This window comes from Pseudomonas sp. GM_Psu_1 (assembly GCF_026544185.1).
Classification (GTDB): domain Bacteria; phylum Pseudomonadota; class Gammaproteobacteria; order Pseudomonadales; family Pseudomonadaceae; genus Chryseomonas; species Chryseomonas oryzihabitans.
The window spans coordinates 23,196-49,268 of the sequence record NZ_JALNUX010000018.1 but is presented as its reverse complement, the minus strand read 5'-3'; the positions used below and the strand labels follow the sequence as shown (position 1 = coordinate 49,268).

Sequence of the window (26,073 nt, the reverse complement as noted above, 5' to 3'; positions counted from 1 at the left end):
GAAGCCCATGCCTAAGCGTACAGACATCAAGAGCATCCTCATCCTCGGGGCCGGCCCCATCGTCATCGGCCAGGCCTGCGAGTTCGACTATTCCGGCGCCCAGGCCTGCAAGGCCCTGCGCGAGGAAGGCTTCCGCGTCATCCTGGTGAACTCCAACCCGGCCACCATCATGACCGACCCTGCCATGGCCGACGCCACCTACATCGAGCCGATCAAGTGGGCCACCGTGGCCAAGATCATCGAGAAGGAGCGCCCCGACGCCCTGCTGCCGACCATGGGTGGCCAGACCGCGCTGAACTGCGCCCTGGACCTGGAGCGGCATGGCGTGCTGGCGAAATTCGGCGTCGAGATGATCGGTGCCAACGCCGACACCATCGACAAGGCCGAGGATCGCTCGCGCTTCGACAAGGCCATGAAGGACATTGGCCTCGCCTGCCCGGTCTCGGGCATCGCCCACAGCATGGAAGAAGCCTACGGCGTGCTGGAGAAGGTCGGCTTCCCCTGCATCATCCGGCCGAGCTTCACCATGGGTGGCACCGGTGGCGGCATCGCCTACAACCGCGAGGAATTCGAAGAAATCTGCACTCGTGGTCTGGATCTGTCGCCGACCAACGAACTGCTGATCGACGAATCCCTGATCGGCTGGAAGGAATACGAGATGGAGGTGGTCCGCGACAAGAAGGACAACTGCATCATCGTCTGCTCCATCGAGAACTTCGATCCCATGGGCGTGCACACCGGTGACTCCATCACCGTGGCCCCGGCCCAGACGCTGACCGACAAGGAATACCAGATCATGCGCAACGCCTCCCTGGCGGTGCTGCGCGAGATCGGGGTCGAGACCGGCGGCTCCAACGTCCAGTTCGGCATCTGCCCCAACACCGGGCGCATGGTAGTGATCGAAATGAACCCGCGGGTGTCGCGTTCCTCGGCACTGGCCTCCAAGGCCACCGGCTTCCCCATCGCCAAGATCGCCGCCAAGCTGGCGGTCGGCTACACCCTGGACGAGCTGCAGAACGACATCACCGGCGGTCGTACCCCGGCGTCCTTCGAGCCGGCCATCGACTACGTGGTCACCAAGATCCCACGCTTCGCCTTCGAGAAATTCCCCAAGGCCGATGCCCGTCTGACCACCCAGATGAAATCCGTGGGCGAGGTCATGTCCATCGGCCGTACCTTCCAGGAATCCCTGCAGAAAGCCCTGCGTGGCCTGGAAGTCGGCGTGGTCGGCTTCGATCCCAAGCTGGATCCGGCCGATCCCGAAGCCGACGGCACCCTCAAGCGCGAGCTGACCGTGCCGGGCGCCGATCGCATCTGGTACATCGGCGACGCCTTCCGCCAGGGCTACAGCCTGGACAAGGTCTTCGAGCTGACCCGCATCGATCCCTGGTTCCTGGTACAGATCGAAGACCTGATCAAGGACGAAGAGCGCATCAAGACCCTGGGTCTGGCCGACCTCGACTACGAGCTGATGCGCAAGCTCAAGCGCAAGGGCTTCTCCGATGCGCGCCTGGCCAAGCTGCTCGGCGTCACCGAGAAGAACCTGCGCGCCCATCGCCACAAGCTCAAGGTGCTGCCGGTGTACAAGCGGGTGGACACCTGCGCCGCCGAATTCGCCACCGATACCGCCTACCTCTACTCCACCTACGAGGAAGAGTGCGAGGCCAAGCCCAGCGGTCGCGACAAGATCATGATCCTCGGCGGCGGTCCCAACCGCATCGGCCAGGGCATCGAGTTCGACTACTGCTGCGTGCACGCGGCCCTGGCCATGCGTGAAGACGGCTATGAGACCATCATGGTCAACTGCAACCCGGAAACCGTCTCCACCGACTACGACACCTCCGACCGCCTGTTCTTCGAGCCGGTGACCCTGGAAGACGTACTGGAGATCGTCCGCGTCGAGCAGCCCAAGGGCGTCATCGTCCAGTACGGCGGCCAGACCCCGCTCAAGCTCTGCCGTGCCCTGGAAGAGGCCGGTGTGCCCATCATCGGCACCAGCCCCGACGCCATCGACCGCGCCGAAGACCGCGAACGCTTCCAGCAGATGGTGCAGCGCCTGAACCTGCGTCAGCCGGCCAACGCCACCGCGCGCAGCGAAGACGAGGCCCTGGCCCTGTCCAAGAACATCGGCTATCCGATGGTGGTCCGTCCCTCCTACGTGCTGGGCGGCCGGGCGATGGAGATCGTCTACCAGGAAGAAGAACTCAAGCGCTACATGCGCGAAGCGGTGAAGGTGTCCAACGACAGCCCCGTGCTGCTCGACCACTTCCTCAACTGCGCCATCGAGGTGGACGTGGATGCGGTGTGCGACGGCCAGACCGTGGTGATCGGCGCCATCATGCAGCACATCGAACAGGCCGGCGTGCACTCCGGTGACTCCGCCTGCTCGCTGCCGCCCTATTCGCTGCCCAAGCACATCCAGGACGAGATCCGCGAGCAGGTCAAGAAGATGGCCCTGGAGCTCGGCGTGATCGGTCTGATGAACGTGCAGATGGCCGTGCAGGGCGAAGACATCTACGTCATCGAGGTCAACCCGCGCGCCTCCCGTACCGTGCCCTTCGTCTCCAAGTGTATCGGCGAGTCCCTGGCCAAGGTGGCCGCCCGGGTCATGGCCGGCAAGACCCTGGCCGAAGTCGGCTTCACCCAGGAGATCATTCCGCCGTTCTTCAGCGTCAAGGAAGCGGTCTTCCCCTTCAACAAGTTCCCCGGCGTCGACCCCATCCTCGGCCCGGAGATGAAGTCCACCGGTGAGGTGATGGGCGTTGGCGACAGCTTCGGCGAAGCCTTCGCCAAGGCCCAGCTGGGTGCCAACGAGATCCTGCCGAACTCCGGCTGCGCCTTCATCAGCGTGCGTGACGACGACAAGCCCGAAGCCGTGCAGGTCGCTCGCGATCTGGTCGGCCTCGGCTTCGAGGTCGTCGCCACCGCCGGTACCGCGCGGGTGATCGAGGCGGCCGGTCTGCCGGTGCGTCGCGTGAACAAGGTGACCGAAGGCCGTCCCCATGTGGTCGACATGATCAAGAACGACGAGGTCACCCTGATCATCAACACCACCGAAGGCCGGCAGTCCATCGCCGATTCCTACTCGATCCGCCGCAACGCGCTGCAGCACAAGCTGTGCTGCACCACCACCATTGCCGGCGGCCAGGCCATTTGCGAAGCTTTGAAATTCGGCGCCGAGAAGACCGTGCGCCGGCTGCAAGATCTGCATGCAGGAGTTAAGGCATGACCAAGTACCCCATGACCGTCCAGGGCGCCCGTGCCCTGGAGGACGAGCTCAAGCACCTCAAGACCGAGCTGCGTCCGCAGATCACCCAGGCCATCGCCGAAGCGCGTGAGCTGGGTGACCTCAAGGAGAACGCCGAGTACCACGCCGCCCGCGAACAGCAGGGCATGGTCGAGGCGCGGATCCGCGATATCGAAGGGCGCCTGCAGAATGCCCAGGTGATCGACGTGACCGCCCTGCCGCACACCGGCAAGGTGATCTTCGGTACCACCGTGGAGATCGCCAACACCGAGACCGACGAGACCGTGACCTACCAGATCGTCGGTGACGACGAAGCGGACATCAAGCAGGGCAAGCTGTCGGTGGGTTCGCCCATCGCCCGCGCCCTGATCGGCAAGGAAGAAGGGGACGTGGTGCTGGTGAAGACCCCGGGTGGCGATGTCGAATACGAAATTGTCGCCGTCCGTCACGTCTGATCGTCGCGCCGGAGGCTGGCTCGCCAGGCTGCTCGCTGCAGCCTGGCAGCTGGCCCAGGTGTTCTGGGTCGGCCCGCTGGTCGCCCTGCACCTGTGCATCCCCGTGGCGCTCGCCCAGGCGGGCTGGGCACCGCTGCTGATCCAGTCCGGGCGTGAAGAGTTGCTGCGCATGATGCTCAGCGCCGCAGGCGGTGGGGTCTTTACCCAGATCGTGGTGCTGGTGTGGTGGGCCGGCGTGGGCGCCCTGTGGCGCGATCTGCGCGGCCAGCTGCTGCTGGCCAGTGCGCTGGCCGTCGTGCTGCAGAACGAACTGGCGCGCTTCTGGACCGGGCCGACCGCCCTGGCCGGCTACCTGGTCCTGCTGCTCTGCGGTCTGATCCTGGTGCTGCAGCCCGTTCCCGGGCGTGCGCCGGGCAATCAGACGGTATAGCGCACCACGTTGGAGAGATTGCGATTCTGCTCGCGCGCCTTGCGGTAGATCAGCGCCATCTTGCCGATGACCTGCACCAGCTCCGCCTTGCTCGACGCGCACAGTTCGTCGATCAGGGCCCGGCGGTCTTCCCGCTCCGTGACGGCCAGCTTGATCTTGATCAGCTCGTGATCGTTGAGCGCACGGTCGAGCTCGCCCAGCACGCCTTCGCTCAGGCCGTTCTCGCTGATGGTGACCACCGGCTTGAGTTGATGACCGATCGCCTTGAACCGCTTTTTAAGCTCGTTGTTGAGCGCCATAATTCACCCCGGATAAAAGCCGGACAGTTTATCCCAGCTGCCACGTGCCGCCCAGCGATACGCGAAAACTTACCCGCGCGCCCTGCAACGCCTGCCTGGTCGGCTCAAGGAACACCGCGACGGGCCTCCGGTCAAGTCGGTGCGCCAGGAAGACCTCGTCTCGAGCATCGAAGGGCCTTGTTATTTTTCATGGGGCCCCCATATGAGCGAGCTGAGTGCGATGGATCGATCCAGGGGCCTGCGGGACGAAGATGGCGTGAGTCCTTCGAGCAGGGCTCTGGCGCCGCCGTCCGCGTCGCGGGACCAGATCGCGCCAGCAATATCTATTGGGTCGCGGTTTTAGGGGCAATTGAGAGAATTGATGGCCGCAACGTCTGCCTTGCCCTAGAGTCAAAGGCAGAAGACTCATATAGCGTTACAGACGATGTCTGCCGTGGGCCAGGCTTTGTGTAGTAACTTACCGGTCACTGCCGGTTTCGCTTCGAACGGTTTACCCACGAAACCGGCGCAGAGGGTAGTCAATTGAACGACATGGCAAAGAATCTGATCCTGTGGCTGATCATCGCCGCGGTGCTCGTCACCGTGATGAACAACTTCTCCAGCCCCAACGAACCCCAGACGCTCAACTACTCCGACTTCATCCAGCAGGTGAAGGACGGGCAGATCGAGAGCGTGACCGTGGATGGCTATGTCATCACCGGCAAGCATCGTGATGGCGATCCCTTCAAGACCATCCGTCCGGCGATCCAGGACAATGGCCTGATCGGCGACCTGGTCAACAATAGCGTCACCATCACCGGCAAGCAGCCCGAGCAGCAGAGCATCTGGACTCAGTTGCTGGTGGCCAGCTTCCCGATCCTGGTGATCATCGCCGTCTTCATGTTCTTCATGCGCCAGATGCAGGGAGGCGCCGGCGGTCGCGGCGGTCCCATGAGCTTTGGCAAGAGCAAGGCGCGACTGCTGTCGGAAGACCAGGTCAAGACCACCTTCGCCGATGTCGCCGGTTGCGACGAAGCCAAGGAAGAAGTCACCGAGCTGGTCGAATTCCTCCGTGATCCAGGCAAGTTCCAACGCCTGGGTGGTCGTATTCCCCGTGGCGTGCTGATGGTCGGCTCGCCGGGTACCGGCAAGACGCTGCTGGCCAAGGCCGTGGCCGGTGAGGCCAAGGTGCCGTTCTTCACCATTTCCGGTTCGGACTTCGTCGAGATGTTCGTCGGTGTTGGCGCCAGCCGTGTCCGTGACATGTTCGACCAGGCCAAGAAGCACGCGCCCTGCATCATCTTCATCGACGAGATCGATGCGGTCGGTCGCCATCGTGGCAACGGCATGGGCGGTGGTCACGACGAGCGCGAGCAGACCCTGAACCAGCTGCTGGTCGAGATGGATGGCTTCGAGATGAACGATGGCATCATCGTCATCGCTGCCACCAACCGTCCTGATGTGCTCGACCCGGCCCTGCTGCGTCCTGGTCGCTTCGATCGCCAGGTGGTGGTCGGTCTGCCGGACATCCGTGGTCGCGAACAGATCCTCAAGGTGCACATGCGCAAGGTGCCGGTCGGCGAGCGCGTCGACGCCGGCGTCATCGCCCGCGGTACCCCGGGTTTCTCCGGTGCCGATCTGGCCAACCTGGTCAACGAGGCTTCGCTGTTCGCCGCCCGCGCTAACAAGCGCATCGTCGATATGCGCGAGTTCGAGCTGGCCAAGGACAAGATCATGATGGGCGCCGAGCGCAAGACCATGGTCATGTCCGAGAAGGAAAAGCGCAACACCGCCTACCACGAAGCGGGTCACGCCATCGTCGGTCGCCTGGTGCCCGAACACGATCCGGTCTACAAGGTCTCCATCATTCCTCGTGGTCGCGCACTGGGCGTAACCATGTTCCTCCCCGAGGAGGACCGCTACAGCCTGTCCAAGCGTGCGCTGGAAAGTCAGATCTGCTCGCTGTTCGGCGGCCGTATCGCCGAGGAAATGACCCTGGGCTTCGAGGGGGTGACCACCGGTGCCTCCAACGACATCATGCGCGCGACCTCCCTGGCGCGGAACATGGTCACCAAGTGGGGCCTGTCCGAGAAACTCGGCCCGCTGCTGTATGGCGAGGAAGAGAACGAAGGCTATCTGGGTCGTTCGGGTGGTGGCGGCGCCGGCAACATGTCGGGCGAGACCGCCAAGCAGATCGACCTGGAAATTCGCCGGATCATCGACGACTGCTATGGCACGGCTAAGCGCCTGTTGGACGAGAACCGCGACAAGCTCGAACTCATGGCCGATGCCCTGATGAAGTACGAGACCATCGACTCCGATCAGATCGACGACATCATGGCCGGCAAGGTCCCGCGTGAGCCGCGTGACTGGCATGACCGTGGCGGTCCTACCGGTGACGCTCCGGCGCCGCAGAGTGGTAGCGATCGTCCGGAAACCCCCATCGGTGGTCCGGCCGGAGAACACTGAAACACCCATGTTCAATCCGCTTCCTTCGACCCGATTGCCTTGCGGCAATCGGGTTCTTGTTTTTGACGCGCCCAAAGTCATGGGCATCCTCAACGTCACTCCCGACTCCTTTTCCGATGGTGGTCGCTATACGGCGGTCGAGAGCGCCCTGCGCCATGCCGAGGGAATGGTGTCGGCGGGTGCGGCCATCATCGATGTCGGGGGCGAGTCCACGCGCCCGGGGGCGCCCGCGGTATCCGAAGCGGAAGAGCTCGATCGGGTCGTGCCGGTGATCGAGGCGATCGCCCGCGAGCTCGATGTCGTGATTTCCATGGATACCTCCACGCCCGCGGTCATGCGCGAAGGCGCCAGGGCGGGTGCCGGTCTGATCAATGACGTGCGCTCGCTGCGTCGGCCCGGTGCCCTCGAGACGGCGGCCGCGACCGACCTGGCGATCTGCCTGATGCACATGCGCGGCGAGCCCGGCACCATGCAGCAGGCGCCCGTCTATGCCGATGTCGCAGGCGAGGTAGGCGCCTTTCTCGCCGAGCAGGTGGCCCGCTGCGAAGCGGTCGGCATCTCCCGTCAGCGGCTGGTGCTGGATCCAGGCTATGGCTTCGCCAAGACCCTCGAGCACAACCTCGAACTGTTCAGGCGACAGGCCGAGTTGCTCGCCTTTGGGCTACCCTTGCTGGTGGGTGTCTCGCGCAAGAGCATGATCGGCGCGGTCACCGGGCGGCCTGTGGAAGGTCGTCTGGCGGGCGGTCTGGCCCTTGCGGCCCTGGCACTGGTCAAGGGCGCGCAGATCCTCAGGGTCCATGATGTGGCGGAAACGGTGGACGTGGTGAAGATGATCACCGCAGTCGAAGGCTTCAGGCAGGAACAGAACTGATGGCAAGAAAGTATTTTGGAACCGATGGCATTCGCGGCAAGGTCGGGACGTATCCCATCACCCCGGATTTCATGCTCAAGCTGGGCTGGGCGGCCGGTATCGCCTTTCGCAGCCGCGGTGGTTGCCGGGTGCTGGTCGGCAAGGACACCCGCAACTCGGGCTACATGTTCGAATCGGCACTGGAAGCCGGGCTGTCCGCCGCCGGCGCCGACGTCATGCTGCTCGGTCCCATGCCCACGCCAGGGATCGCCTACCTGACGCGGACCTTCCAGGCCAGCGCCGGCATCGTTATCAGTGCGTCGCACAATCCCTACTACGACAATGGCATCAAGTTCTTTTCCGGCGCCGGCACCAAGCTGCCCGATGAACTCGAGACCATGATCGAGGAACTGCTCGATACGCCCATGACCGTGGTCGACTCGGCGCGTATCGGCAAGGTCTCGCGCATTAATGATGCCGCCGGGCGCTACATCGAGTTCTGCAAGAGCAGTGTGCCTACCGGGACCAGCTTCGCCGGCATGAAGATCGTGCTGGATTGCGCCAATGGCGCTACCTACAAGATCGCGCCCAGCGTCTTCCGCGAACTGGGGGCGGACGTCAGCGTGCTGGGCGTGCAGCCGGACGGACTCAACATCAACAAGGATTGCGGCTCCACTCACCTGGAGGGGCTGCAGCAGGCAGTGCTCGACCAGCATGCCGACATTGGCATCGCCTTCGATGGCGACGGCGACCGGGTGCTGATGGTGGATCACACCGGGGCGGCGGTAGATGGCGACGAGCTCCTCTATCTGATCGCTCGCGACCTCAAGCGCCGCGGCCGCCTCGAGGGTGGGGTGGTAGGTACCCTGATGAGCAATCTCGGACTCGAGCTGGGCCTGGCCGAGCTGGATATTCCCTTCGTGCGCGCCAAGGTCGGGGATCGCTATGTGATGGCCGAACTGCTGGAGCGCAACTGGGTGCTGGGGGGCGAGAATTCCGGGCACGTGGTCTGCTGCCAGTACACCACCACCGGAGACGCCACCATCGCCGCGCTGCAGGTGCTGATCGCCCTGCGCAATGCCGGCCAGACCCTGGCCCAGGCGCGCATGGCGCTGCGCAAGTGCCCGCAGGTGCTGATCAACGTGAGATTCGGTGGCGGCCAGGATCCCCTGGAGCATCCACGGGTCAAGCAGGCCAGTGCCGAGGTGACCGAGAAGATGGCCGGCAAGGGACGGGTGCTGCTGCGCAAATCCGGGACCGAGCCGCTGTTGCGGGTCATGGTCGAGGGCGAGAACGAACGAGAGGTGCGGGCCCATGCGGAAGCCCTCGCTCAGTTGATAACCGAGGTATGTGCTTGATTTGCTTGCATGCCTGTTTTCGATTGAGTAACATCTGCGCCCACTTCGCTCCCTGAGGTAAAACGCATGCGTCGTTCCCTGGTTGCCGGTAACTGGAAAATGCATGGCTCGCTGCAAGGCGTGTCGGCGCTGGTCGCAGGCTTGAAAGGGTTGGATGGCGCAGCAGGTGTCGATGTCGTGGTGATTCCGACATTGGTGCATCTGCCGGGGGTGGCTGAGGCGTTGGCGGAAACGTCGCTGATGGTGGGGGCCCAGACCTGTGCTCCCGTCGCGGGCGAGAAGGCTCTGACTGGCGAGGTGTCCTCGACCCAGTTGGCAGAATTCGGTTGCCGCTACGTACTGGTGGGGCACTCCGAGCGACGTGCGCTGCTGGGCGAGGATGATGTGGTGGTGGCAAAGAAATTTGCGGCCATTCAGGAGGGCGGGATGATTCCCGTGCTCTGCGTCGGCGAAACCCGTGAAGAGCGGGAGGCCGAGCGCACTCTGGACGTGGTGGGTGGCCAGCTGAAGGCGGTCATCGATGCGGTTGGAGTGGCAGCGTTCGCCAATGCCGTCGTGGCCTACGAGCCGGTCTGGGCGATAGGTACGGGGCTCACGGCGACGCCGGAGCAGGCGCAAGAGGTTCATGCGGCGATTCGCGCCCTGGTGCGCGAGGCCGATGCTGGGGTCGCTGAAGGCCTTCAGTTGTTGTATGGCGGCAGTGTCAAGGCCGCCAACGCTGCCGAATTGTTCGGCATGCCGGATATCGATGGGGGGCTGGTAGGTGGAGCCTCCCTGAATGCTGAAGAGTTCAGTGCGATTTGCCGCGCTGCAGGACGTGGATAATGTTGGAAACTGCAGTTGTCGTGATCCACTTGCTGATGGCGCTTGGCCTGATCGTGCTGGTATTGATGCAGCAGGGCAAGGGTGCCGAAGCCGGTGCATCCTTTGGTGCGGGCGCCTCGGGTACCGTATTTGGTAGCCAAGGTTCTGCTACCTTTCTGAGTCGCTTTACTGCTATACTAGCCGCGGTTTTTTTCGCGACTAGCTTGGGTCTGGCGTACTTCGCCAAGAACCATGCGCTGAGTCTGCGCGAAGTGGGTCTGCCCACTCAGCCGGTCCAGCAGGCTCCTCAGCCGAAGCAGGATGGTAACGATGTTCCCCTGAGTCAGCCTAGCGCTGCCCAGGGTGGTACTTCCGGGGACGTGCCCCAGGAGTCCAAGTAGGTTTCAAAGGTTTCATGCCGAAGTGGTGGAATTGGTAGACACGCTATCTTGAGGGGGTAGTGGCCACAGGCTGTATGGGTTCGAGTCCCATCTTCGGCACCAAATAGCAAAGACGTCCTGCAGGACGCGGCGAGAGAGTAGGTTGACTCCTAGAGTTCAGTTGAATATAATCTCGCTCCAGCTTTGACGCGGGGTGGAGCAGTCTGGTAGCTCGTCGGGCTCATAACCCGAAGGTCGTTGGTTCAAATCCAGCCCCCGCAACCAGTTTTTTAAAGCCCCTTTATAGGGGCTTTTTGTTGGCTGGACAGTTCGGGTCGCGCTTTCTTGCGCAGACCTCTTAGGGATGGGCGTAATGCCCATTTTTTATTCTCAAAAAACGCGAGGCAACCAGGTGTCGAGCAAGCTAGAACAGTTGCAGGCCTTGCTGGCCCCCGTCGTCGAGGCGCTTGGCTATGTCTGCTGGGGTGTCGAGTACATCTCCCAAGGGCGGCATTCGCTACTGCGTGTCTATATCGATCATCCCAACGGCATTCTCGTCGAAGATTGCGAGGCCGTCAGTCGCCAGGTAAGTGGCGTACTCGATGTGGAAGATCCCATCACCAATGAATACACCCTCGAGGTGTCTTCCCCCGGTATGGATAGACCGCTGTTCACGCTGGAGCAATTCGCTGCCCACGCCGGTGAACAGGTCAAGGTCAAACTTCGGTCGCCCTTCGAAGGGCGACGTAATTTCCAGGGTTTGCTGCGCGGTGTGGAAGACCAGGACGTCGTGGTGCAGGTGGACGAGCATGAGTATCTGCTGCCCATCGAGATGATCGACAAGGCCAACGTCGTTCCCCGTTTCGAGTGATTTGAGCGCGAGACCGCGGATCCCAAGGATTGCGAATACGAGGCGTAAGATGAGCAAAGAAGTTCTGCTGGTAGTGGAATCTGTTTCGAACGAGAAGGGTGTTCCACCCGGCGTCATCTTCGAGGCACTGGAGTTGGCTCTCGCCACGGCTACCAAGAAGCGCTACGAAGAAGATGTGGATCTGCGGGTGTCGATCAACCGACACAACGGCAGCTACGAAACCTTCCGTCGCTGGACCGTGGTGGAAGACGAAGACTATCAGCTGCCCGATTCGCATCTGACGGTGGAAGACGCCCAGGAAGAGCATCCCGGCGTCAAGGCCGGTGAAGTGATCGAAGAAAAGATCGAGTCCATCGAATTCGGTCGGATCGCCGCCCAGACCGCCAAGCAGGTGATCGTGCAGAAGGTGCGCGAGGCCGAGCGGGCTCAGGTGGTGGACGCCTATCGCGAGAAGGTCGGCGAGATCATCTCCGGTACCGTCAAGAAGGTCACCCGTGACAGCGTGATCGTCGACCTGGGCAACAATGCCGAGGCGCTGCTGCCGCGCGAGCACATCATTCCCCGCGAGACCTTCCGCATGGGCGTGCGTCTGCGTGCCCTGCTCAAAGAAATCCGCACGGAGAACCGCGGTCCGCAGCTGATGCTGTCGCGTACCGATCCGCAGATGCTGATCGAGCTGTTCCGCATCGAGGTGCCGGAAATTTCCGAGCAGCTGATCGATGTCATGGCCGCCGCCCGGGATCCGGGTTCGCGGGCCAAGATCGCCGTCCGTTCCAAGGACAAGCGCATCGATCCCCAGGGTGCCTGCATCGGCATGCGCGGTTCGCGCGTCCAGGCGGTATCCGGTGAACTGGGTGGCGAGCGGGTCGACATCGTCCTCTGGGACGACAACCCGGCGCAGTTCGTCATCAACGCCATGGCCCCGGCCGAAGTCGCCTCGATCATCGTCGACGAAGACAGCCGTACCATGGACATCGCCGTCGCCGAGGATAACCTGGCCCAGGCCATTGGCCGTGGCGGTCAGAACGTGCGCCTGGCCAGTCAGCTGACCGGCTGGACGCTCAACGTGATGACCGAGGCGGACATCAACGCCAAGCAGCAGGCCGAGACCGGCGACATCATCCAGCGCTTCATCGACGAGCTGGATGTCGACGAGGAGCTGGCGCAGGTGCTGGTGGAAGAAGGCTTCACCTCCCTCGAGGAAGTGGCCTACGTGCCCATGGAAGAGATGCTCAACATCGATGGCTTCGACGAAGACATCGTCAACGAGCTGCGTACCCGGGCCAAGGATCGCCTGCTGACCCGGGCCATCGCGACCGAAGAACAGAAGAGCCCCAGCGAAGATCTGCTGACCCTCGACGGCATGGACCCCCAGCTCGCCAGCGCGCTGGCCCAGCGTGGCGTGGTGAATCGCGAAGAGCTCGCCGAGCAGTCGATCGACGACCTGCTCGACATCAACGGCATGACCGAAGAGCGTGCCGGCAAGCTGATCATGGCTGCCCGTGCCCATTGGTTCGAGTAAGCGGCGCAGTCTGAGGAGAGAAGTGCATGACGCAAGTCACGGTGAAAGAACTGGCCCAAACGGTCAATACGCCGGTGGAACGTCTGCTACAGCAGATGCGCGAGGCAGGTCTGACGCACAGCAGTGCTGAGCAGCTGGTGAGCGATGCGGAGAAGCAGGCCCTGCTGACGCATCTCAAGGGGACGGCGCAGCTCGACGAGCCGAGCAAGATCACCCTGCAGCGCAAGACCCAGACCACGCTGAAAGTGGCCGGCAGCAAGACAGTCAGCGTCGAAGTGCGCAAGAAGAAGACCTTCGTCAAGCGCAGTACCGCTGAACTCGAGGCCGAACAGCGCCGCGAGCAGGAAGCCCAGCGCGCGGCCGACGAGGCTGCGGCCCAGGCACGTGCCGAGGAAGAAGCTCAGCGCGCCGCCGAGGCGGCTGCCCAGCAGCAGGCCGAAGCCGCTGCCCAGGCCGCGCAGCAGCAAGCGGTCGCCGCCGAGGCTGCAACACCGGCCGCGCCGGAAGCCCCGGCCGTGGTGGCCGAGCAGCAGCCCGCTGCCGAACCTGCCGCCGAGGCCAAGAAGGCGGATCCGGCCGGCGAGCGCAAGCGCGAAGAGCCGCGTCGTCCCGTGCATCCTGCGCCGAGCAGCAAGCGCGACGAAGACGAGCGTCGCGAGCGCAAGAACGCCCAACATCGCCCGTCGATCAAGGACAAGGTCGCAGCTCCCCGTACCGTGCGCAGTGGCGACGACGAGGAAGAAGGCTTTGGCCGGCGCGGTGGTCGCGGTGGCAAGTCGCGACTCAAGAAGCGAAACCAACACGGGTTCCAGAGCCCGACAGGACCTGTAGTGCGCGAAGTCAATCTAGGCGAGACCATCACCGTCTCTGAGCTTGCTCAGCAGATGTCGGTGAAGGCCGCCGAAGTCATCAAGTTCATGTTCAAGATGGGGTCTCCCGCCACCATCAACCAGGTGCTCGACCGCGAGACGGCGCAGCTGGTGGCCGAAGAGCTGGGTCACAAGGTCAAGCTGGTCAACGAGAACGCGCTGGAAGATCAGCTGGCCGAGTCCCTCAAGTTCGAGGGCGGCAAGGCCCTGCACCGCGCGCCGGTGGTGACCGTCATGGGTCACGTCGACCACGGCAAGACCTCGCTGCTGGACTACATCCGTCGCGCCAAGGTCGCGTCGGGCGAGGCCGGCGGCATCACCCAGCACATCGGTGCCTACCACGTGGAAACCGAGCGTGGCATGGTGACCTTCCTGGATACCCCTGGCCACGCCGCGTTCACCGCGATGCGTGCCCGCGGTGCCAAGGCCACCGACATCGTCATCCTGGTCGTCGCGGCCGATGACGGCGTCATGCCGCAGACCGAGGAAGCCATCCAGCACGCCAAGGCGGCGGGTGTACCCATCGTCGTGGCGGTCAACAAGATCGACAAGCCCGATGCCGACCCGGATCGCGTCAAGCACGATCTGGCCGGTCGTCAGGTGATCCCGGAAGAGTGGGGCGGCGACACCCAGTTCGTACACGTCTCGGCCAAGGCCGGTACCGGCGTCGACGAACTGCTCGAAGCCATCCTGCTGCAGGCCGAGGTCCTGGAACTGACCGCCACGCCGGAAGCACCCGGTCGCGGCGTGGTCATCGAATCGCGCCTGGACAAGGGTCGTGGTCCGGTGGCTACCGTGCTGGTGCAGAACGGTACCCTGCGTCAGGGCGACATGGCACTGGTCGGCGTCAACTTCGGCCGCATCCGCGCCATGCTCGACGAGAACGGCAAGCCGATCAAGGAAGCCGGTCCGTCCATCCCGGTCGAGATCCTTGGCCTGGACGGCACCCCGGATGCCGGTGACGAGCTCACCGTGCTGACCGACGAGAAGAAGGCCCGCGAAGTGGCGCTGTTCCGTCAGGGCAAGTTCCGCGAGATCAAGCTGGCCCGCGCTCACGCCGGCAAGCTCGAGAACATCTTCGAGAACATGGGCCAGGACGAGAAGAAGACCCTCAACATCGTGCTCAAGTCCGATGTGCGGGGCTCCCTCGAGGCGCTGCAGGGCTCGCTGTCCGGTCTGGGCAACGACGAAGTCCAGGTGCGGGTGGTCGGCGGTGGCGTCGGTGGCATCACCGAGAGCGATGCCAACCTGGCGCTGGCTTCCAATGCCGTGCTGTTCGGCTTCAACGTCCGGGCCGATGCCGGGGCGCGGAAGATCGTCGAGCAGGAAGGCCTCGACATGCGCTACTACAACGTCATCTACGACATCATCGAAGACGTGAAGAAGGCGCTGACCGGCATGCTGGGCAGTGACGTCCGGGAGAACATCCTGGGTATCGCCGAGGTGCGTGACGTCTTCCGTTCGCCCAAGTTCGGCGCCGTCGCCGGCTGCATGGTCACCGAGGGCATGGTGCACCGCAACCGTCCGATCCGCGTCCTGCGCGAAGACGTGGTCATCTTCGAAGGCGAGCTGGAATCCCTGCGTCGCTTCAAGGATGACGTGGCCGAAGTCCGTGCCGGCATGGAATGCGGTATCGGCGTGAAGAGCTACAACGACGTGCGCGTCGGCGACAAGATCGAGGTGTTCGAGAAGGTTCAGGTCGCCCGTTCGCTGTAACGACGACCCTGCACCAGGACGGCAGGTCGCGGACCTGGCAGAACCCTGCCAGGTCCGGACTTGCCGTTCGCGTTTCCAAGGTTCATGGCTGGCAGGCCTGGTGTCTGCGGCCTTTCGTACGAGAGTTTCGACATGGCCAAAGAATTCAGCCGTACCCAGCGCATCGGTGATCAGATGCAGCGTGAACTGGCACTGCTGATCCAGCGCGAGATCAAGGATCCGCGACTGGGCATGGTGACCATCACCGGTGTGGACGTCGCGCGCGACCTGTCCCATGCCAAGGTGCACATCACCGTCCTGGGCAAGGACGACGATGCCGACGCCATCAAGCAGAACATCGGCATCCTCAAGGACGCCGCCGGCTTTCTGCGCCAGCAGCTGGGCCGGGCGATGAAGCTGCGCACCGTTCCGCAACTGAGCTTCCAGTACGACGAGAGCATCCGTCGCGGTGCCCAGCTGTCGGCCCTGATCGAGCGAGCGGTCGCCGAAGACCGTCGCCACGAAGGGGAGGAATAGGGGTGGCCCAGGTCAAGCGTATTCGCCGCCAGGTGCACGGCGTGCTGGTGCTGGACAAGCCGCGCGGCTTCTCCTCCAACGCCGCCCTGCAAAAGGTCCGCTGGCTGCTCAATGCCGAGAAGGCCGGACACACCGGTAGCCTGGATCCCCTGGCCACCGGCGTGCTGCCACTGTGCTTCGGCGAGGCCACCAAGTTTTCCCAGTACCTGCTGGATGCCGACAAGGGCTACAGCACCGTGGCGCAACTGGGCGTCACCACCACCACCGGCGATGCCGAGGGTGAGGTGCTGGAGCGACGGGCGGTCACGGTCGATGAAGCGGCCATCCAGGCGGCACTGCCGGCCTTCCGCGGCCAGATAGAGCAGATCCCGCCCATGTATTCGGCGCTCAAGCGCGACGGTCAGCCGCTGTACAAGCTGGCGCGTGCCGGGGAAGTAGTGGAGCGCGAGGCGCGTTCTGTTACTATTGCCCGTCTGGAACTGCTGGCGTTGCAGGAAGATCGCGCGACGCTGGAAGTGGCCTGCAGCAAGGGCACCTATGTGCGTACCCTGGTCGAAGACCTCGGCGCCCGTCTTGGCTGTGGTGCCCATGTGGCCGAGTTGCGCCGCACCCAGGCCGGCCCCTTTGGCCTGGCGCAGGCCATCAGCCTGGAAGAGCTGGAGGCGGCGCACGCCGAAGGAGGTTCCGAAGCGCTGGATCGCTTCCTGCTGCCGGTCGACAGTGGCCTGGAGCACTGGCCGCTGGTGCAGTTGACGCAGCACAGCGCCTACTACTGGTTGCACGGTCAGCCCGTTCGGGCGGCCAATGCACCGAAATTCGGCTTGATGCGGGTGCAGGACGACCAGGGTCGTTTCATCGGCATCGGCGAGATTGACGACGAGGGGCAGGTTGCTCCCCGTAGACTGATTCGGTCCTAGACCGATACCGAGGGTGGCTGTCAGCAGGCACGGTCACACCTCTTTCCTTAAGCACGGGATCCATCCCGGCCTGTTCCTCAGAGGAGCCCTATCATGGCACTGAGCGTTGAAGACAAAGCCCAGATCGTAAACGAGTTCAAGCAGAGCGAAGGCGACACCGGTTCCCCGGAAGTGCAGGTTGCCCTGCTGTCCGCCAACATCGACAAGCTGCAAGGTCACTTCAAGGCCAACGGCAAAGATCACCACAGCCGTCGTGGTCTGATCCGCATGGTCAACCAGCGTCGTAAGCTGCTGGACTACCTGAAGTCCAAGGACACCTCTCGTTACAGCGCACTGATCGCTCGCCTGGGCCTGCGTCGTTAATACGATGCAGACCTGCTGCAAGCAGTCTGAAGCTGGAGGTCGGCTCGCGCCGGCCTCCGGCTTTTTTGCTTGAGAGGCCGACAGAATCGGCCTGCGTCACCCGGAGATCAGCGAGGGTCCGAATCCCTCTGGTCGCCCCCGTTTCCCCCAAGGCAATAAAGAGAAGGAAAGACTGTGAATCCAGTAATCAAGCAATTCAAGTTCGGTGAGCAGACCTTCACCCTGGAAACCGGCCGCATCGCGCGCCAGGCGACCGGTGCCGTGCTGGTCTCCACCGAAGACGTCAGCGTGCTGGTCACCGTGGTCGGTGCCAAGCAGCCCGCCGTCGGCAAGGACTTCTTCCCGCTGTCCGTGCACTACCAGGAGAAGACCTACGCCGCTGGCCGCATCCCCGGTGGCTACTTCAAGCGTGAAGGCCGTCCTTCCGAGAAGGAAACCCTGACCTCGCGCCTGATCGATCGCCCGATCCGCCCGCTGTTCCCCGAAGGCTTCCTCAACGAAGTCCAGGTGGTCTGCACCGTGGTCAGCACCAACAAGAAGTCCGATCCGGACATCGCCGCCATGATCGGCACCTCCGCCGCCCTGGCCATCTCCGGCATTCCCTTCGCCGGTCCCATCGCCGCTGCGCGCGTGGGCTACCACAGTGAACTGGGCTACCTGCTGAACCCCAGCTACGAGCAGCTGCAGAGCTCCAGCCTGGACATGGTCGTGGCCGGTACCCGTGACGCCGTGCTGATGGTGGAATCCGAAGCCGACGAGCTGACCGAAGACCAGATGCTGGGTGGCGTGCTGTTCGCCCACGAAGAATTCCAGGTGGCCATCGAGGCCATCAGCCAGTTCGCCGCCGAAGCCGGCAAGCCGACCTGGAACTGGCAGGCACCCGCCGAGAACACCGCTCTGGTCGAGGCCGTCAAGGCCGAGGTCGGCGAGGCCGTGTCCCGTGCCTACACCATCACCATCAAGCAGGACCGCTATGCGGCCCTGGGCGCCCTGCGTGACCAGGCCATCGCCAAGCTGGCCGGCGAGAACGGCCAGTACAGCGAAGCCGAGGTCAAGGAGACCTTCGGTCTGCTGGAATACCGCACCGTGCGCCAGAACATCGTCGACGGCAAGCCGCGTATCGACGGCCGCGACACCCGCACCGTTCGCCCGCTGCAGATCGAAGTCGGCACCCTGAAGAAGACCCACGGTTCGGCGCTGTTCACCCGTGGCGAAACCCAGGCCCTGGTCACCGCGACCCTGGGTACCGCCCGCGATGCCCAACTGCTGGACACCCTGGAAGGCGAGCGTCGTGACAGCTTCATGCTGCACTACAACTTCCCGCCCTTCTCGGTCGGCGAGTGCGGCCGCATGGGCAGCCCGGGCCGTCGCGAGATCGGTCACGGCCGCCTGGCCCGTCGTGGCATCCAGGCCATGCTGCCGACCCAGGAAGCCTTCCCCTACAGCATCCGCGTGGTCTCCGAGATCACCGAGTCCAACGGCTCCAGCTCCATGGCCTCGGTCTGCGGTGCCTCTCTGGCGCTGATGGACGCCGGTGTGCCGGTCAAGGCCCCGGTTGCCGGTATCGCCATGGGTCTGGTCAAGGAAGGCGAGAAGTTCGCCGTCCTGACCGACATCCTGGGTGACGAAGATCACCTGGGCGACATGGACTTCAAGGTGGCCGGTACCGCCAAGGGCGTTACCGCCCTGCAGATGGACATCAAGATCAACGGCATCACCGAAGAGATCATGGAGATCGCCCTGGAGCAGGCGCTGGAAGCGCGTCTGAACATCCTGGGTCAGATGAACCAGGTGATCTCCGAGTCCCGCGCCGAGCTGTCGGAAAACGCCCCGACCATGCTGGCGATGAAGATCGACCAGGACAAGATCCGCGACGTGATCGGCAAGGGTGGCGCCACCATCCGTGGTATCTGCGAAGAGACCAAGGCTTCGATCGACATCGAAGACGACGGCACCATCAAGATCTACGGCGAGACCCGCGAAGCGGCTGAAGCGGCCAAGCAGCGCGTTCTGGGCATCACTGCCGAGGCCGAGATCGGCAAGATCTACGTCGGCAAGGTCGAGCGGATCGTCGACTTCGGTGCCTTCGTCAACATCCTGCCAGGCAAGGACGGTCTGGTGCACATCTCGCAGATCAGCGATCAGCGCATCGAGAAGGTCACCGACGTCCTCAAGGAGGGTCAGGAAGTGAAGGTGCTGGTGCTGGACGTGGACAACCGCGGTCGCATCAAGCTGTCGATCAAGGACGTGGCGGCGGCGGAAGCCTCCGGCGTCTGAGACGACCCTGCATGAGAAAAACCCGGCTTCGGCCGGGTTTTTTCGTTTCGGGTACGGGTGCCGGGGACCTTTGTATCGCGGCCATGCCGGTGCGCCGTAGCGACCGCTTCTCCAGGGGAGCAACTGTCTTATCGCTATAGGAATACACCCGCAGCGTGAAAACGGCGCAGCCTTTTCCACTGAAGAGTTCATCGCGGGTCCTACCCTCACCCCGGCCCTCTCCCAGAGGGAGAGGGGGTTATCCGAGCCGGCATTAGCCCCGGCAAGATCGCGACAAACCGGCGTGCCTCCCGCTGTAGGAGCGACCCATGGCCGCGATTGGCCCAGGCATTACGCCTTCTCGCGAATCCATTCGATGAAGCTGCGCACCTTGGGCACCTCGGCCATCTGTTCCGGATAGGCCAGCCAGTAGGCGTGGGGGCTGGCCAGGCGGTGGGGCCAGGCGAGCACCAGGCGGCCGGAGGCCAGTTCTTCGGCCACCAGGAATTCCGGCAGCAGCGCCACACCGCAGCCTTCCTGGGCGGCGCGGGCACAGAGGGTAAAGGTGTCGAAGCGCGGCCCGTGATGGCTGTGCACCTCCTCGCGCCCGAGGCTGGCGTACCAGTCGTGCCAGGACTCCGGGCGGGTGGTGTTCTGCAGCAGCACGAAGTCCACCAGTTGCTCCGGTCCGGCGATGCCCTCGGTGGGCAGCAGATCCGGCGCGCAGACCGCGACCATGTGCTCGTGCAGCAGCAGTTCGCACTCGGCCCCCGGCCAGCTGCCATGACCATAGAACAGTGCCACGTCATGGCGGGGATCGCGGAAGTCCACCGGCTCCAGGGCGCTGGAGACGTCCAGGTGGATGTTGGGAAAGCGCAGGCGCCAGCCCTTCAGCCGTGGCACCAGCCAGCGTTCGCCGAAGGTCGGCGGGGTGGCCACGCGCAGCACCTCGGTCTCGCCACCATAGGATCTCAGGTAGCGCGCCGACATCTCCAGCTGGTTGAGGATCTTGTCCACCTCGGCCAGGTAGAGCGCGCCCGCCGGCGTGAGTTGCAGGCGACGGCGGACCCGGCGAAACAGGCTGTGCTGCAGCAGGTCCTCGAGCTGGGCGACCTGCTTGCTGACGGCGCTCTGGGTCAGGGCCAGTTCGTCGGCCGCGCGGGTAAAGCTCAGGTGACGCGCGACCGCCTCGAAGCACTGCATGGCGGTGATGGACGGCAGGTGGCGACGTTGCATGAGCGGACTCGCGGCATGAAAAAAGGGAATGATATGCCGAGCAAAGGTCGGTTGTCCGGCGCCGCTGGGCTGACCATACTCAGGGACGATTCCCACTCTGCGGAGACCTCAGCATGAGCAAGGCCCTGTTGGAACGCCTCGGCGTTCCTGCCCAGCACTACACCCAAGGCGAGCACCGGGTGCATTCCCCCATCGATGGCAGCCAACTGGGCAGCGTCGCCCTGGAAAGCGCCGCCGAGGTGGAGCAGAAGATCTCCCGTGCCGAGCGCGCCTTCCAGGCCTGGCGTGCGGTGCCGGCGCCGCGCCGTGGCGAGCTGGTGCGCCTGCTCGGTGAAGAGCTGCGCGCGCACAAGGCCGATCTGGGCGAGCTGGTGTCCTGGGAAGCCGGCAAGATCACCCAGGAAGGCCTGGGCGAAGTCCAGGAGATGATCGACATCTGCGACTTCGCCGTTGGCCTGTCGCGTCAGCTCTATGGTCTGACCATTGCCTCCGAGCGCCCTGGTCATCACATGCGTGAATCCTGGCAGCCGCTGGGGGTGGTGGGCATCATCAGTGCCTTCAACTTCCCGGTGGCGGTCTGGTCGTGGAATGCCGCCCTGGCCCTGGTCTGTGGCAATCCGGTGATCTGGAAGCCCTCGGAAAAGACCCCGCTGACCGCCCTGGCCTGCCAGGCGCTGTTCGAGAAGGCCCTGGCGCGCTTTGGCGATGCTCCGGCCGATCTGAGTCAGGTCATCGTTGGCGATCGCGCCGCCGGTGAAGCCCTGGTGGACGATCCGCGGGTGGCACTGGTGAGCGCCACGGGTAGCACCCGCATGGGTCGCGAGGTAGGACCCCGGGTTGCGGCGCGCTTCGGCCGCAGCATCCTCGAGCTGGGCGGCAACAATGCCATGATCCTCGCACCGAGCGCCGATCTGGACATGGCGGTGCGTGCCATCCTGTTCAGCGCCGTCGGCACCGCCGGCCAGCGCTGCACTACCCTGCGCCGGCTGATCGCCCATCGTTCGGTCAAGGACGAGATCGTCGCCCGACTCAAGACCGCCTATGCCAAAGTCCGCATCGGTCATCCGCTGGAGGGCAACCTGATCGGTCCGCTGATCGACGCGGCCAGTTTCCAGGCCATGCAGGGCGCGCTGGAGCAGGCGCGTGGCGAGGGTGGGGTGGTCTATGGCGGCGAGCGCCAGCTGGCCGACCAGTATCCCGGGGCCTACTACGTGGCGCCGGCCATCGTCGAGATGCCCGAGCAGAGCGAGGCGGTGCGCCACGAGACCTTCGCGCCCATCCTCTATGTGCTGACCTATGACGATTTCGACGAGGCGGTGGCGCTGAACAACGCCGTGCCCCAGGGCCTGTCGTCCTGCATCTTCACCACCGACGTGCGCGAGGCCGAGGCTTTCATGTCGGCGACCGGTAGCGACTGCGGCATCGCCAACGTCAACATCGGGCCGAGCGGTGCCGAGATCGGTGGCGCCTTCGGTGGCGAGAAGGAAACCGGCGGTGGTCGCGAATCCGGCTCCGATGCCTGGAAGGCCTACATGCGCCGCCAGACCAACACCGTCAACTATTCCCGCCAGTTGCCGCTGGCCCAGGGCATCGTCTTCGACTGAGTGGATCCGCCAGGAGCGCAGAGAATGCAGTTGCGTGAAGAGTGCCTGTGGGAGCGGCTGTATCCGGCGGTGCCGGACGCACCGCTGCAGGGCGAGCGTGACACCGAGGTCTGCGTCATCGGCGGTGGTTACACCGGCCTGTCCACCGGCCTGCACCTGGCGCAGGCCGGGCGGCGGGTGGTGGTGCTGGAGGCCCATGGCGTCGGCCATGGCGGCTCCGGGCGCAATGTCGGGCTGGTCAATGCCGGCATGTGGATCCCGCCGGACGAGGCGGTGGCCACCCTGGGACCGGAGGTCGGCGAGCGTCTGCTGGGGGTGATGGGCGATGCGCCGGGTCAGGTGTTCGCCCTCATCGAGCGCTATGGTATCGACTGCCAGCCGCGCCGCGCCGGCACCCTGCACATGGCGCACAGCGCCAAGGGCCTGGCCGATCTCGGTCAGCGTGCCGAGCAATGGCAGCGCCGCGGCGCCCGGGTCGAGCTGCTGGAAGGCGAAGCCTGCTACAGCGCCTGCGGGACGCGCGACATCAGTGGTGCGCTGCTCGATCATCGCGCCGGTACCCTGGTGCCCATGGGGTATGCCCTGGGCCTGGCCAGGGCGCTGCGCCAGGAAGGCGGCGAGTTGTTCGAGCAGAGTTCGGTGCAGCGCCTGCAGCGGATCGGCGAACGCTGGCAGGTGGAAACCCCCCAGGGGCGGGTCACCGCCGACCAGGTGGTGATCGCCTCCAACGCCTACACCGAAGGCGAATGGACCACCCTGCGCAAGCAATTCTTCCCGGGCTACTACTACCAGGTGGCCTCGCGGCCCCTCGGCCCGGAGGCGGATTTCATCCTGCCCCAGGGCCGTGGCTCCTGGGACACCCGGACGGTGCTCAGCAGCATCCGCCGCGATGCCGATGGCCGTCTGCTGCTGGGCAGTCTCGGCAACATGGCGGGGCGGCCGGCCGGCTTCATCCGCGCCTGGGCCGATCGCATCCAGCGGCACTATTTCCCCGCGCTCGGACGGGTCGAGTGGGAATGCAGCTGGACGGGCCGCATCGGCTTCACGCCCGATCATCTGATGCGACTGTTCGAACCGGCGCCGGGCCTGCTGGCGGTGACCGGCTACAACGGACGCGGGGTTACCACGGGCACGGTGGTGGGGCAGGCCTTTGCCCGCTATCTGTGCAGTGGCGATCGCCACGACCTGCCGCTGCCCCTGGCGTCGCTGGATGCCAATCCGGTCGGCCAGTGGCGCAGCCTGATGTACGAAGCCGGCTTCACCCTCTATCACGCCGGGCAATGCCTGCGCGTGGTGCTCTAGCGACCCCGCCATACCCGCTGTCACCGGCCCTCGGGCCGGGCGATAACGCGCCGAAGCGGCCGATTTGCGCATCCCGACCCGTGCAAGTCGGCCGCTTTTTTCTGGCTGTCCACCACTGCAAGCAGGTCGAGAGAACGGCCGATCCGCCTGGGGCCTGCGACCGCAGGATCATGGTTACTTTAGTGGCACAGTGTGGGGCCGGTGTTACGTTTTGGTGCGAAACAGGTGCAACCGGGTTGCTATCTGGTAACAAACCGCTGGGTTTCAACCCTCCCGCTGCTACCGCTTCGCCGAATTATCCAGACTAATGAGCCGCTTACGACAAAAGTCTAAAGGGCGGTCCGCTCCACTGGCTGCGGCCCTCGCCGCAGGCTGTCGGCGGTTTTGGCTCATCGCAGTAGCGGCAAATGGCCTTTGCGCCCGGTACACAACTGGCTGATGGCACAGGCTTTGCTCCGGCGAAAAGGCCAACCACCCTCTGGAGCAAACCTCCCATGTCGAAGATTTACAGAAAAGGCATTCTGGCTCTCGCTATCGGTTCTGCGTTCACTCTCTCCTCCCTGGCGCATGCCGACGTCGTGATCGGTGTCGCCGGTCCCTTCACCGGGGCCAGCGCCGCCTATGGCGAGCAGTTCTGGAAGGGGGCTACCCAGGCCGCGGCGGACATCAACGCCGCCGGTGGCATCAATGGCGAGAAGATCAAGCTGGTGCAGGGCGACGACGCCTGCGAGCCCAAGCAGGCCGTGGCCGTGGCCAACCGCCTGGTGGACTCCGAGAAGGTCAAGGCCGTGATCGGCCACTTCTGCTCCTCCAACACCATGCCCGCCTCGGAGATCTACGACGAAGCCGGCATCATCTCCATCACCCCGGCGTCCACCAATCCCAAGATCACCGAGCGTGGCCTGACCGGCGTGTTCCGCATGTGCGGACGTGACGACCAGCAGGGCATCGTGGCCGGCGACTACATCGTCGATACCCTCAAGGCCAAGAAGGTCGCCATCATCCACGACAAGGACACCTACGGTCAGGGCCTGGCCGACGCCACCAAGGCGCAGCTCAACAAGCGCGGCGTGAAAGAGGTGCTCTACGAGGGCCTGACCCGCGGCGAGAAGGACTTCAACTCCCTGGTCACCAAGATCCGCGCCTCCGGCGCCGACGTGGTCTACTTCGGTGGCCTGCACCCCGAGGCCGGTCCGCTGGTGCGGCAGATGCGCGAGCAGGGCGTGACCGCCAAGTTCGTCTCCGGCGACGGCATCGTCTCCGCCGACCTGGTCACCACCGCCGGTGGCGCCCAGTACACCAAGGGCGTGCTGATGACCTTCGGCGCCGATCCGCTGCAGAACCCCGCCGGCAAGACCGTGGTGGAAACCCTGCGCAAGTCCGGCTACGAGCCCGAGGGCTACACCCTCTACTCCTACGCCTCGCTGCAGGCCGTGGCCGCCGCCTTCAACGGCATCAAGGGCACCGACGGCGCCAAGGCCGCCGAGTGGCTGAAGTCCCACAGCGTCAACACCGTCCTGGGCGAGAAGAGCTGGGACAGCAAGGGCGACCTCAAGGTCTCCGACTACGTGATGTACGAATGGGACGACAAGGGCAAGTACCACCAGCTGCCCTGATCCTCGCGTGAATCCGCCCGCCGCCGCCTCGTCTCCGCCCCAGGACGAGGTGGCGGCCGGCGGCCCTCGTCATCCATCCAGCGCGAGACTGCAAACGTGGACGGTATCTTCCTGCAACAACTGGTCAACGGCCTGACCCTGGGCTCGGTCTACGGACTCATCGCCATCGGCTACACCATGGTCTATGGCATCATCGGCATGATCAACTTCGCCCACGGCGACGTGTACATGGTGTCGGCCTATCTCGCCGCCATCGGCATCGCCCTGCTGAGCGTGTTCGGCCTGCATTCCTTCCCGGTGCTGATCCTCGGCACCCTGATCTTCACCGTGGTGGTCACCTCCGTGTACGGCTGGGCCATCGAGCGGATCGCCTACAAGCCGCTGCGCAACTCCACGCGCCTGGCGCCGCTGATCTCGGCCATCGGCATGTCGCTGATCCTGCAGAACTACGTGCAGCTCGCCCAGGGCGCGCGCCAGCAGGGGGTACCGACGCTGCTCGACGGAGCCCTGCGCCTGCACATCGGCGACGGCTTCGTGATCATCACCTACACCAAGATCTTCATTATCCTGGCCTCCATCATCGGCATGGGCCTGCTCACCTACGTGATCCAGAAGACCACCCTCGGCCGCATGTGCCGGGCCACCCAGCAGGATCGCAAGATGGCGCAGATCCTCGGCATCAACACCGACCGGGTGATCTCCTACGTCTTCATCATCGGTGCGGCCATGGCAGCGCTGGCCGGGGTGCTGATCACCCTCAACTACGGCACCTTCGACTTCTATGCCGGCTTCATCATCGGCATCAAGGCCTTTACCGCGGCGGTGCTCGGCGGCATCGGCTCGCTGCCCGGCGCCATGCTCGGCGGCATCATCCTCGGCATCTCCGAAGCCCAGTTCGCCAGCCTGGTGAACTCGGACTACAAGGACGTCTTCAGCTTCTCGCTGCTGGTGGCGATCCTGATCTTTAGGCCCCAGGGGCTGCTCGGCAAACCCCAGGTCACGAAGGTGTAATCC

General features: G+C 64.3%; 21 protein-coding genes and 2 tRNA genes. 21 read left to right on the top strand and 2 right to left on the bottom strand.

Annotated elements, in window-relative coordinates:
* Nucleotides 1–7 precede the first annotated feature (7 nt).
* Genes carB through OXS31_RS21710 form a run of 3 tightly spaced genes read left to right on the top strand, consistent with a single transcriptional unit; the run spans nucleotide 8 to nucleotide 4,132 of the window.
* Entirely contained in the window at nucleotides 8–3,229 is a 3,222-nt protein-coding gene (gene carB, locus OXS31_RS21720) for a carbamoyl-phosphate synthase large subunit (RefSeq protein ID WP_144958221.1), read from the top strand.
* The gene (gene greA / locus OXS31_RS21715; RefSeq protein ID WP_007162658.1) at nucleotides 3,226–3,702 is read left to right on the top strand and encodes a transcription elongation factor GreA; all 477 of its coding nucleotides are present in this window, start codon (nucleotides 3,226–3,228) and stop codon (nucleotides 3,700–3,702) included. Before carB ends, greA begins: the two co-directional genes overlap by 4 nt.
* Complete coding sequence (locus OXS31_RS21710) at nucleotides 3,680–4,132, top strand: hypothetical protein (protein WP_051399088.1); 453 nt, start codon at nucleotides 3,680–3,682, stop codon at nucleotides 4,130–4,132. Before greA ends, OXS31_RS21710 begins: the two co-directional genes overlap by 23 nt.
* Here the strand turns inward: OXS31_RS21710 and yhbY are convergent.
* The gene (yhbY, locus tag OXS31_RS21705; protein ID WP_017640628.1) at nucleotides 4,120–4,431 is read right to left on the bottom strand and encodes a ribosome assembly RNA-binding protein YhbY; all 312 of its coding nucleotides are present in this window, start codon (nucleotides 4,429–4,431) and stop codon (nucleotides 4,120–4,122) included. The two genes, OXS31_RS21710 and yhbY, sit on opposite strands and share 13 nt — an antisense overlap.
* Nucleotides 4,432–4,962: 531 nt before the next feature.
* Here yhbY and ftsH point away from each other — a divergent pair.
* From ftsH to pnp, 14 genes are all read left to right on the top strand, one after another.
* Entirely contained in the window at nucleotides 4,963–6,879 is a 1,917-nt protein-coding gene (ftsH, locus tag OXS31_RS21700; protein WP_027599119.1) for an ATP-dependent zinc metalloprotease FtsH, read from the top strand.
* Nucleotides 6,880–6,886: 7 nt separating this feature from the next.
* Entirely contained in the window at nucleotides 6,887–7,750 is an 864-nt protein-coding gene (folP, locus tag OXS31_RS21695) for a dihydropteroate synthase (RefSeq protein ID WP_027601366.1), read from the top strand.
* On the top strand, nucleotides 7,750–9,087 hold the full coding sequence (gene glmM, locus OXS31_RS21690; protein ID WP_007162653.1) for a phosphoglucosamine mutase: 1,338 nt from the start codon (nucleotides 7,750–7,752) through the stop codon (nucleotides 9,085–9,087). The genes folP and glmM overlap by 1 nt, the downstream gene beginning before the upstream one ends.
* Nucleotides 9,088–9,153: 66 nt before the next feature.
* Entirely contained in the window at nucleotides 9,154–9,912 is a 759-nt protein-coding gene (gene tpiA / locus OXS31_RS21685) for a triose-phosphate isomerase (protein ID WP_027599117.1), read from the top strand.
* A complete protein-coding gene (gene secG / locus OXS31_RS21680) occupies nucleotides 9,912–10,292 on the top strand; it encodes a preprotein translocase subunit SecG (protein WP_027601368.1) in 381 nt (126 codons plus the stop codon). The genes tpiA and secG overlap by 1 nt, the downstream gene beginning before the upstream one ends.
* Before the next feature lie 16 nt (nucleotides 10,293–10,308).
* Nucleotides 10,309–10,394: transfer RNA gene (locus OXS31_RS21675), tRNA-Leu, on the top strand.
* Between the two features lie 85 nt (nucleotides 10,395–10,479).
* Nucleotides 10,480–10,556: transfer RNA gene (locus OXS31_RS21670), tRNA-Met, on the top strand.
* A 127-nt stretch (nucleotides 10,557–10,683) separates the two neighbouring features.
* Nucleotides 10,684–11,142 (top strand): ribosome maturation factor RimP, encoded by a 459-nt coding sequence (rimP, locus tag OXS31_RS21665; protein ID WP_007162650.1) that lies wholly within the window; start codon nucleotides 10,684–10,686, stop codon nucleotides 11,140–11,142.
* Between the two features lie 49 nt (nucleotides 11,143–11,191).
* Nucleotides 11,192–12,664, top strand: a complete 1,473-nt coding sequence (gene nusA / locus OXS31_RS21660; RefSeq protein WP_007162649.1) for a transcription termination factor NusA — start codon at nucleotides 11,192–11,194, stop codon at nucleotides 12,662–12,664.
* Nucleotides 12,665–12,690: 26 nt separating this feature from the next.
* Nucleotides 12,691–15,249, top strand: a complete 2,559-nt coding sequence (gene infB, locus OXS31_RS21655) for a translation initiation factor IF-2 (protein WP_108582848.1) — start codon at nucleotides 12,691–12,693, stop codon at nucleotides 15,247–15,249.
* 132 nt (nucleotides 15,250–15,381) lie between these two features.
* The gene (gene rbfA, locus OXS31_RS21650) at nucleotides 15,382–15,765 is read left to right on the top strand and encodes a 30S ribosome-binding factor RbfA (RefSeq protein WP_007162647.1); all 384 of its coding nucleotides are present in this window, start codon (nucleotides 15,382–15,384) and stop codon (nucleotides 15,763–15,765) included.
* A 2-nt stretch (nucleotides 15,766–15,767) separates the two neighbouring features.
* Nucleotides 15,768–16,682, top strand: coding sequence for a tRNA pseudouridine(55) synthase TruB (truB, locus tag OXS31_RS21645; RefSeq protein WP_044342779.1), 915 nt, complete (start codon nucleotides 15,768–15,770; stop codon nucleotides 16,680–16,682).
* Nucleotides 16,683–16,775: 93 nt separating this feature from the next.
* Complete coding sequence (gene rpsO / locus OXS31_RS21640) at nucleotides 16,776–17,045, top strand: 30S ribosomal protein S15 (protein ID WP_007162645.1); 270 nt, start codon at nucleotides 16,776–16,778, stop codon at nucleotides 17,043–17,045.
* 174 nt (nucleotides 17,046–17,219) lie between these two features.
* Complete coding sequence (gene pnp / locus OXS31_RS21635; protein ID WP_007162644.1) at nucleotides 17,220–19,322, top strand: polyribonucleotide nucleotidyltransferase; 2,103 nt, start codon at nucleotides 17,220–17,222, stop codon at nucleotides 19,320–19,322.
* A 330-nt stretch (nucleotides 19,323–19,652) separates the two neighbouring features.
* Here pnp and OXS31_RS21630 read toward each other — a convergent pair whose 3' ends face one another.
* A complete protein-coding gene (locus OXS31_RS21630) occupies nucleotides 19,653–20,537 on the bottom strand; it encodes a LysR substrate-binding domain-containing protein (protein WP_027599113.1) in 885 nt (294 codons plus the stop codon).
* Between the two features lie 113 nt (nucleotides 20,538–20,650).
* On the opposite strand from OXS31_RS21630, the gene OXS31_RS21625 reads away from it, so the two are divergent.
* The 4 genes from OXS31_RS21625 (at nucleotide 20,651) to OXS31_RS21610 (ending at nucleotide 26,070) form a co-directional block, all read left to right on the top strand.
* Nucleotides 20,651–22,141, top strand: coding sequence for an aldehyde dehydrogenase family protein (locus OXS31_RS21625; protein WP_150340552.1), 1,491 nt, complete (start codon nucleotides 20,651–20,653; stop codon nucleotides 22,139–22,141).
* Nucleotides 22,142–22,165: 24 nt separating this feature from the next.
* On the top strand, nucleotides 22,166–23,443 hold the full coding sequence (locus OXS31_RS21620; protein WP_150340553.1) for an FAD-binding oxidoreductase: 1,278 nt from the start codon (nucleotides 22,166–22,168) through the stop codon (nucleotides 23,441–23,443).
* A gap of 494 nt (nucleotides 23,444–23,937) precedes the next feature.
* Nucleotides 23,938–25,059 (top strand): branched-chain amino acid ABC transporter substrate-binding protein, encoded by a 1,122-nt coding sequence (locus OXS31_RS21615; protein WP_027599110.1) that lies wholly within the window; start codon nucleotides 23,938–23,940, stop codon nucleotides 25,057–25,059.
* A gap of 96 nt (nucleotides 25,060–25,155) precedes the next feature.
* On the top strand, nucleotides 25,156–26,070 hold the full coding sequence (locus tag OXS31_RS21610) for a branched-chain amino acid ABC transporter permease (protein ID WP_027599109.1): 915 nt from the start codon (nucleotides 25,156–25,158) through the stop codon (nucleotides 26,068–26,070).
* Nucleotides 26,071–26,073 lie beyond the last annotated feature (3 nt).

Coding starts and splice junctions, on each gene's coding strand:
- carB (WP_144958221.1), top strand. CDS start 8: ATGCCTAAGCGTACAGACATCAAGAGCATCCTCATCCTCGGGGCCGGC.
- greA (WP_007162658.1), top strand. CDS start 3,226: ATGACCAAGTACCCCATGACCGTCCAGGGCGCCCGTGCCCTGGAGGAC.
- yhbY (WP_017640628.1), bottom strand. CDS start 4,431: ATGGCGCTCAACAACGAGCTTAAAAAGCGGTTCAAGGCGATCGGTCAT.
- ftsH (WP_027599119.1), top strand. CDS start 4,963: ATGGCAAAGAATCTGATCCTGTGGCTGATCATCGCCGCGGTGCTCGTC.
- folP (WP_027601366.1), top strand. CDS start 6,887: ATGTTCAATCCGCTTCCTTCGACCCGATTGCCTTGCGGCAATCGGGTT.
- glmM (WP_007162653.1), top strand. CDS start 7,750: ATGGCAAGAAAGTATTTTGGAACCGATGGCATTCGCGGCAAGGTCGGG.
- tpiA (WP_027599117.1), top strand. CDS start 9,154: ATGCGTCGTTCCCTGGTTGCCGGTAACTGGAAAATGCATGGCTCGCTG.
- secG (WP_027601368.1), top strand. CDS start 9,912: ATGTTGGAAACTGCAGTTGTCGTGATCCACTTGCTGATGGCGCTTGGC.
- nusA (WP_007162649.1), top strand. CDS start 11,192: ATGAGCAAAGAAGTTCTGCTGGTAGTGGAATCTGTTTCGAACGAGAAG.
- infB (WP_108582848.1), top strand. CDS start 12,691: ATGACGCAAGTCACGGTGAAAGAACTGGCCCAAACGGTCAATACGCCG.
- rbfA (WP_007162647.1), top strand. CDS start 15,382: ATGGCCAAAGAATTCAGCCGTACCCAGCGCATCGGTGATCAGATGCAG.
- rpsO (WP_007162645.1), top strand. CDS start 16,776: ATGGCACTGAGCGTTGAAGACAAAGCCCAGATCGTAAACGAGTTCAAG.
- OXS31_RS21630 (WP_027599113.1), bottom strand. CDS start 20,537: ATGCAACGTCGCCACCTGCCGTCCATCACCGCCATGCAGTGCTTCGAG.
- OXS31_RS21625 (WP_150340552.1), top strand. CDS start 20,651: ATGAGCAAGGCCCTGTTGGAACGCCTCGGCGTTCCTGCCCAGCACTAC.
- OXS31_RS21620 (WP_150340553.1), top strand. CDS start 22,166: ATGCAGTTGCGTGAAGAGTGCCTGTGGGAGCGGCTGTATCCGGCGGTG.
- OXS31_RS21615 (WP_027599110.1), top strand. CDS start 23,938: ATGTCGAAGATTTACAGAAAAGGCATTCTGGCTCTCGCTATCGGTTCT.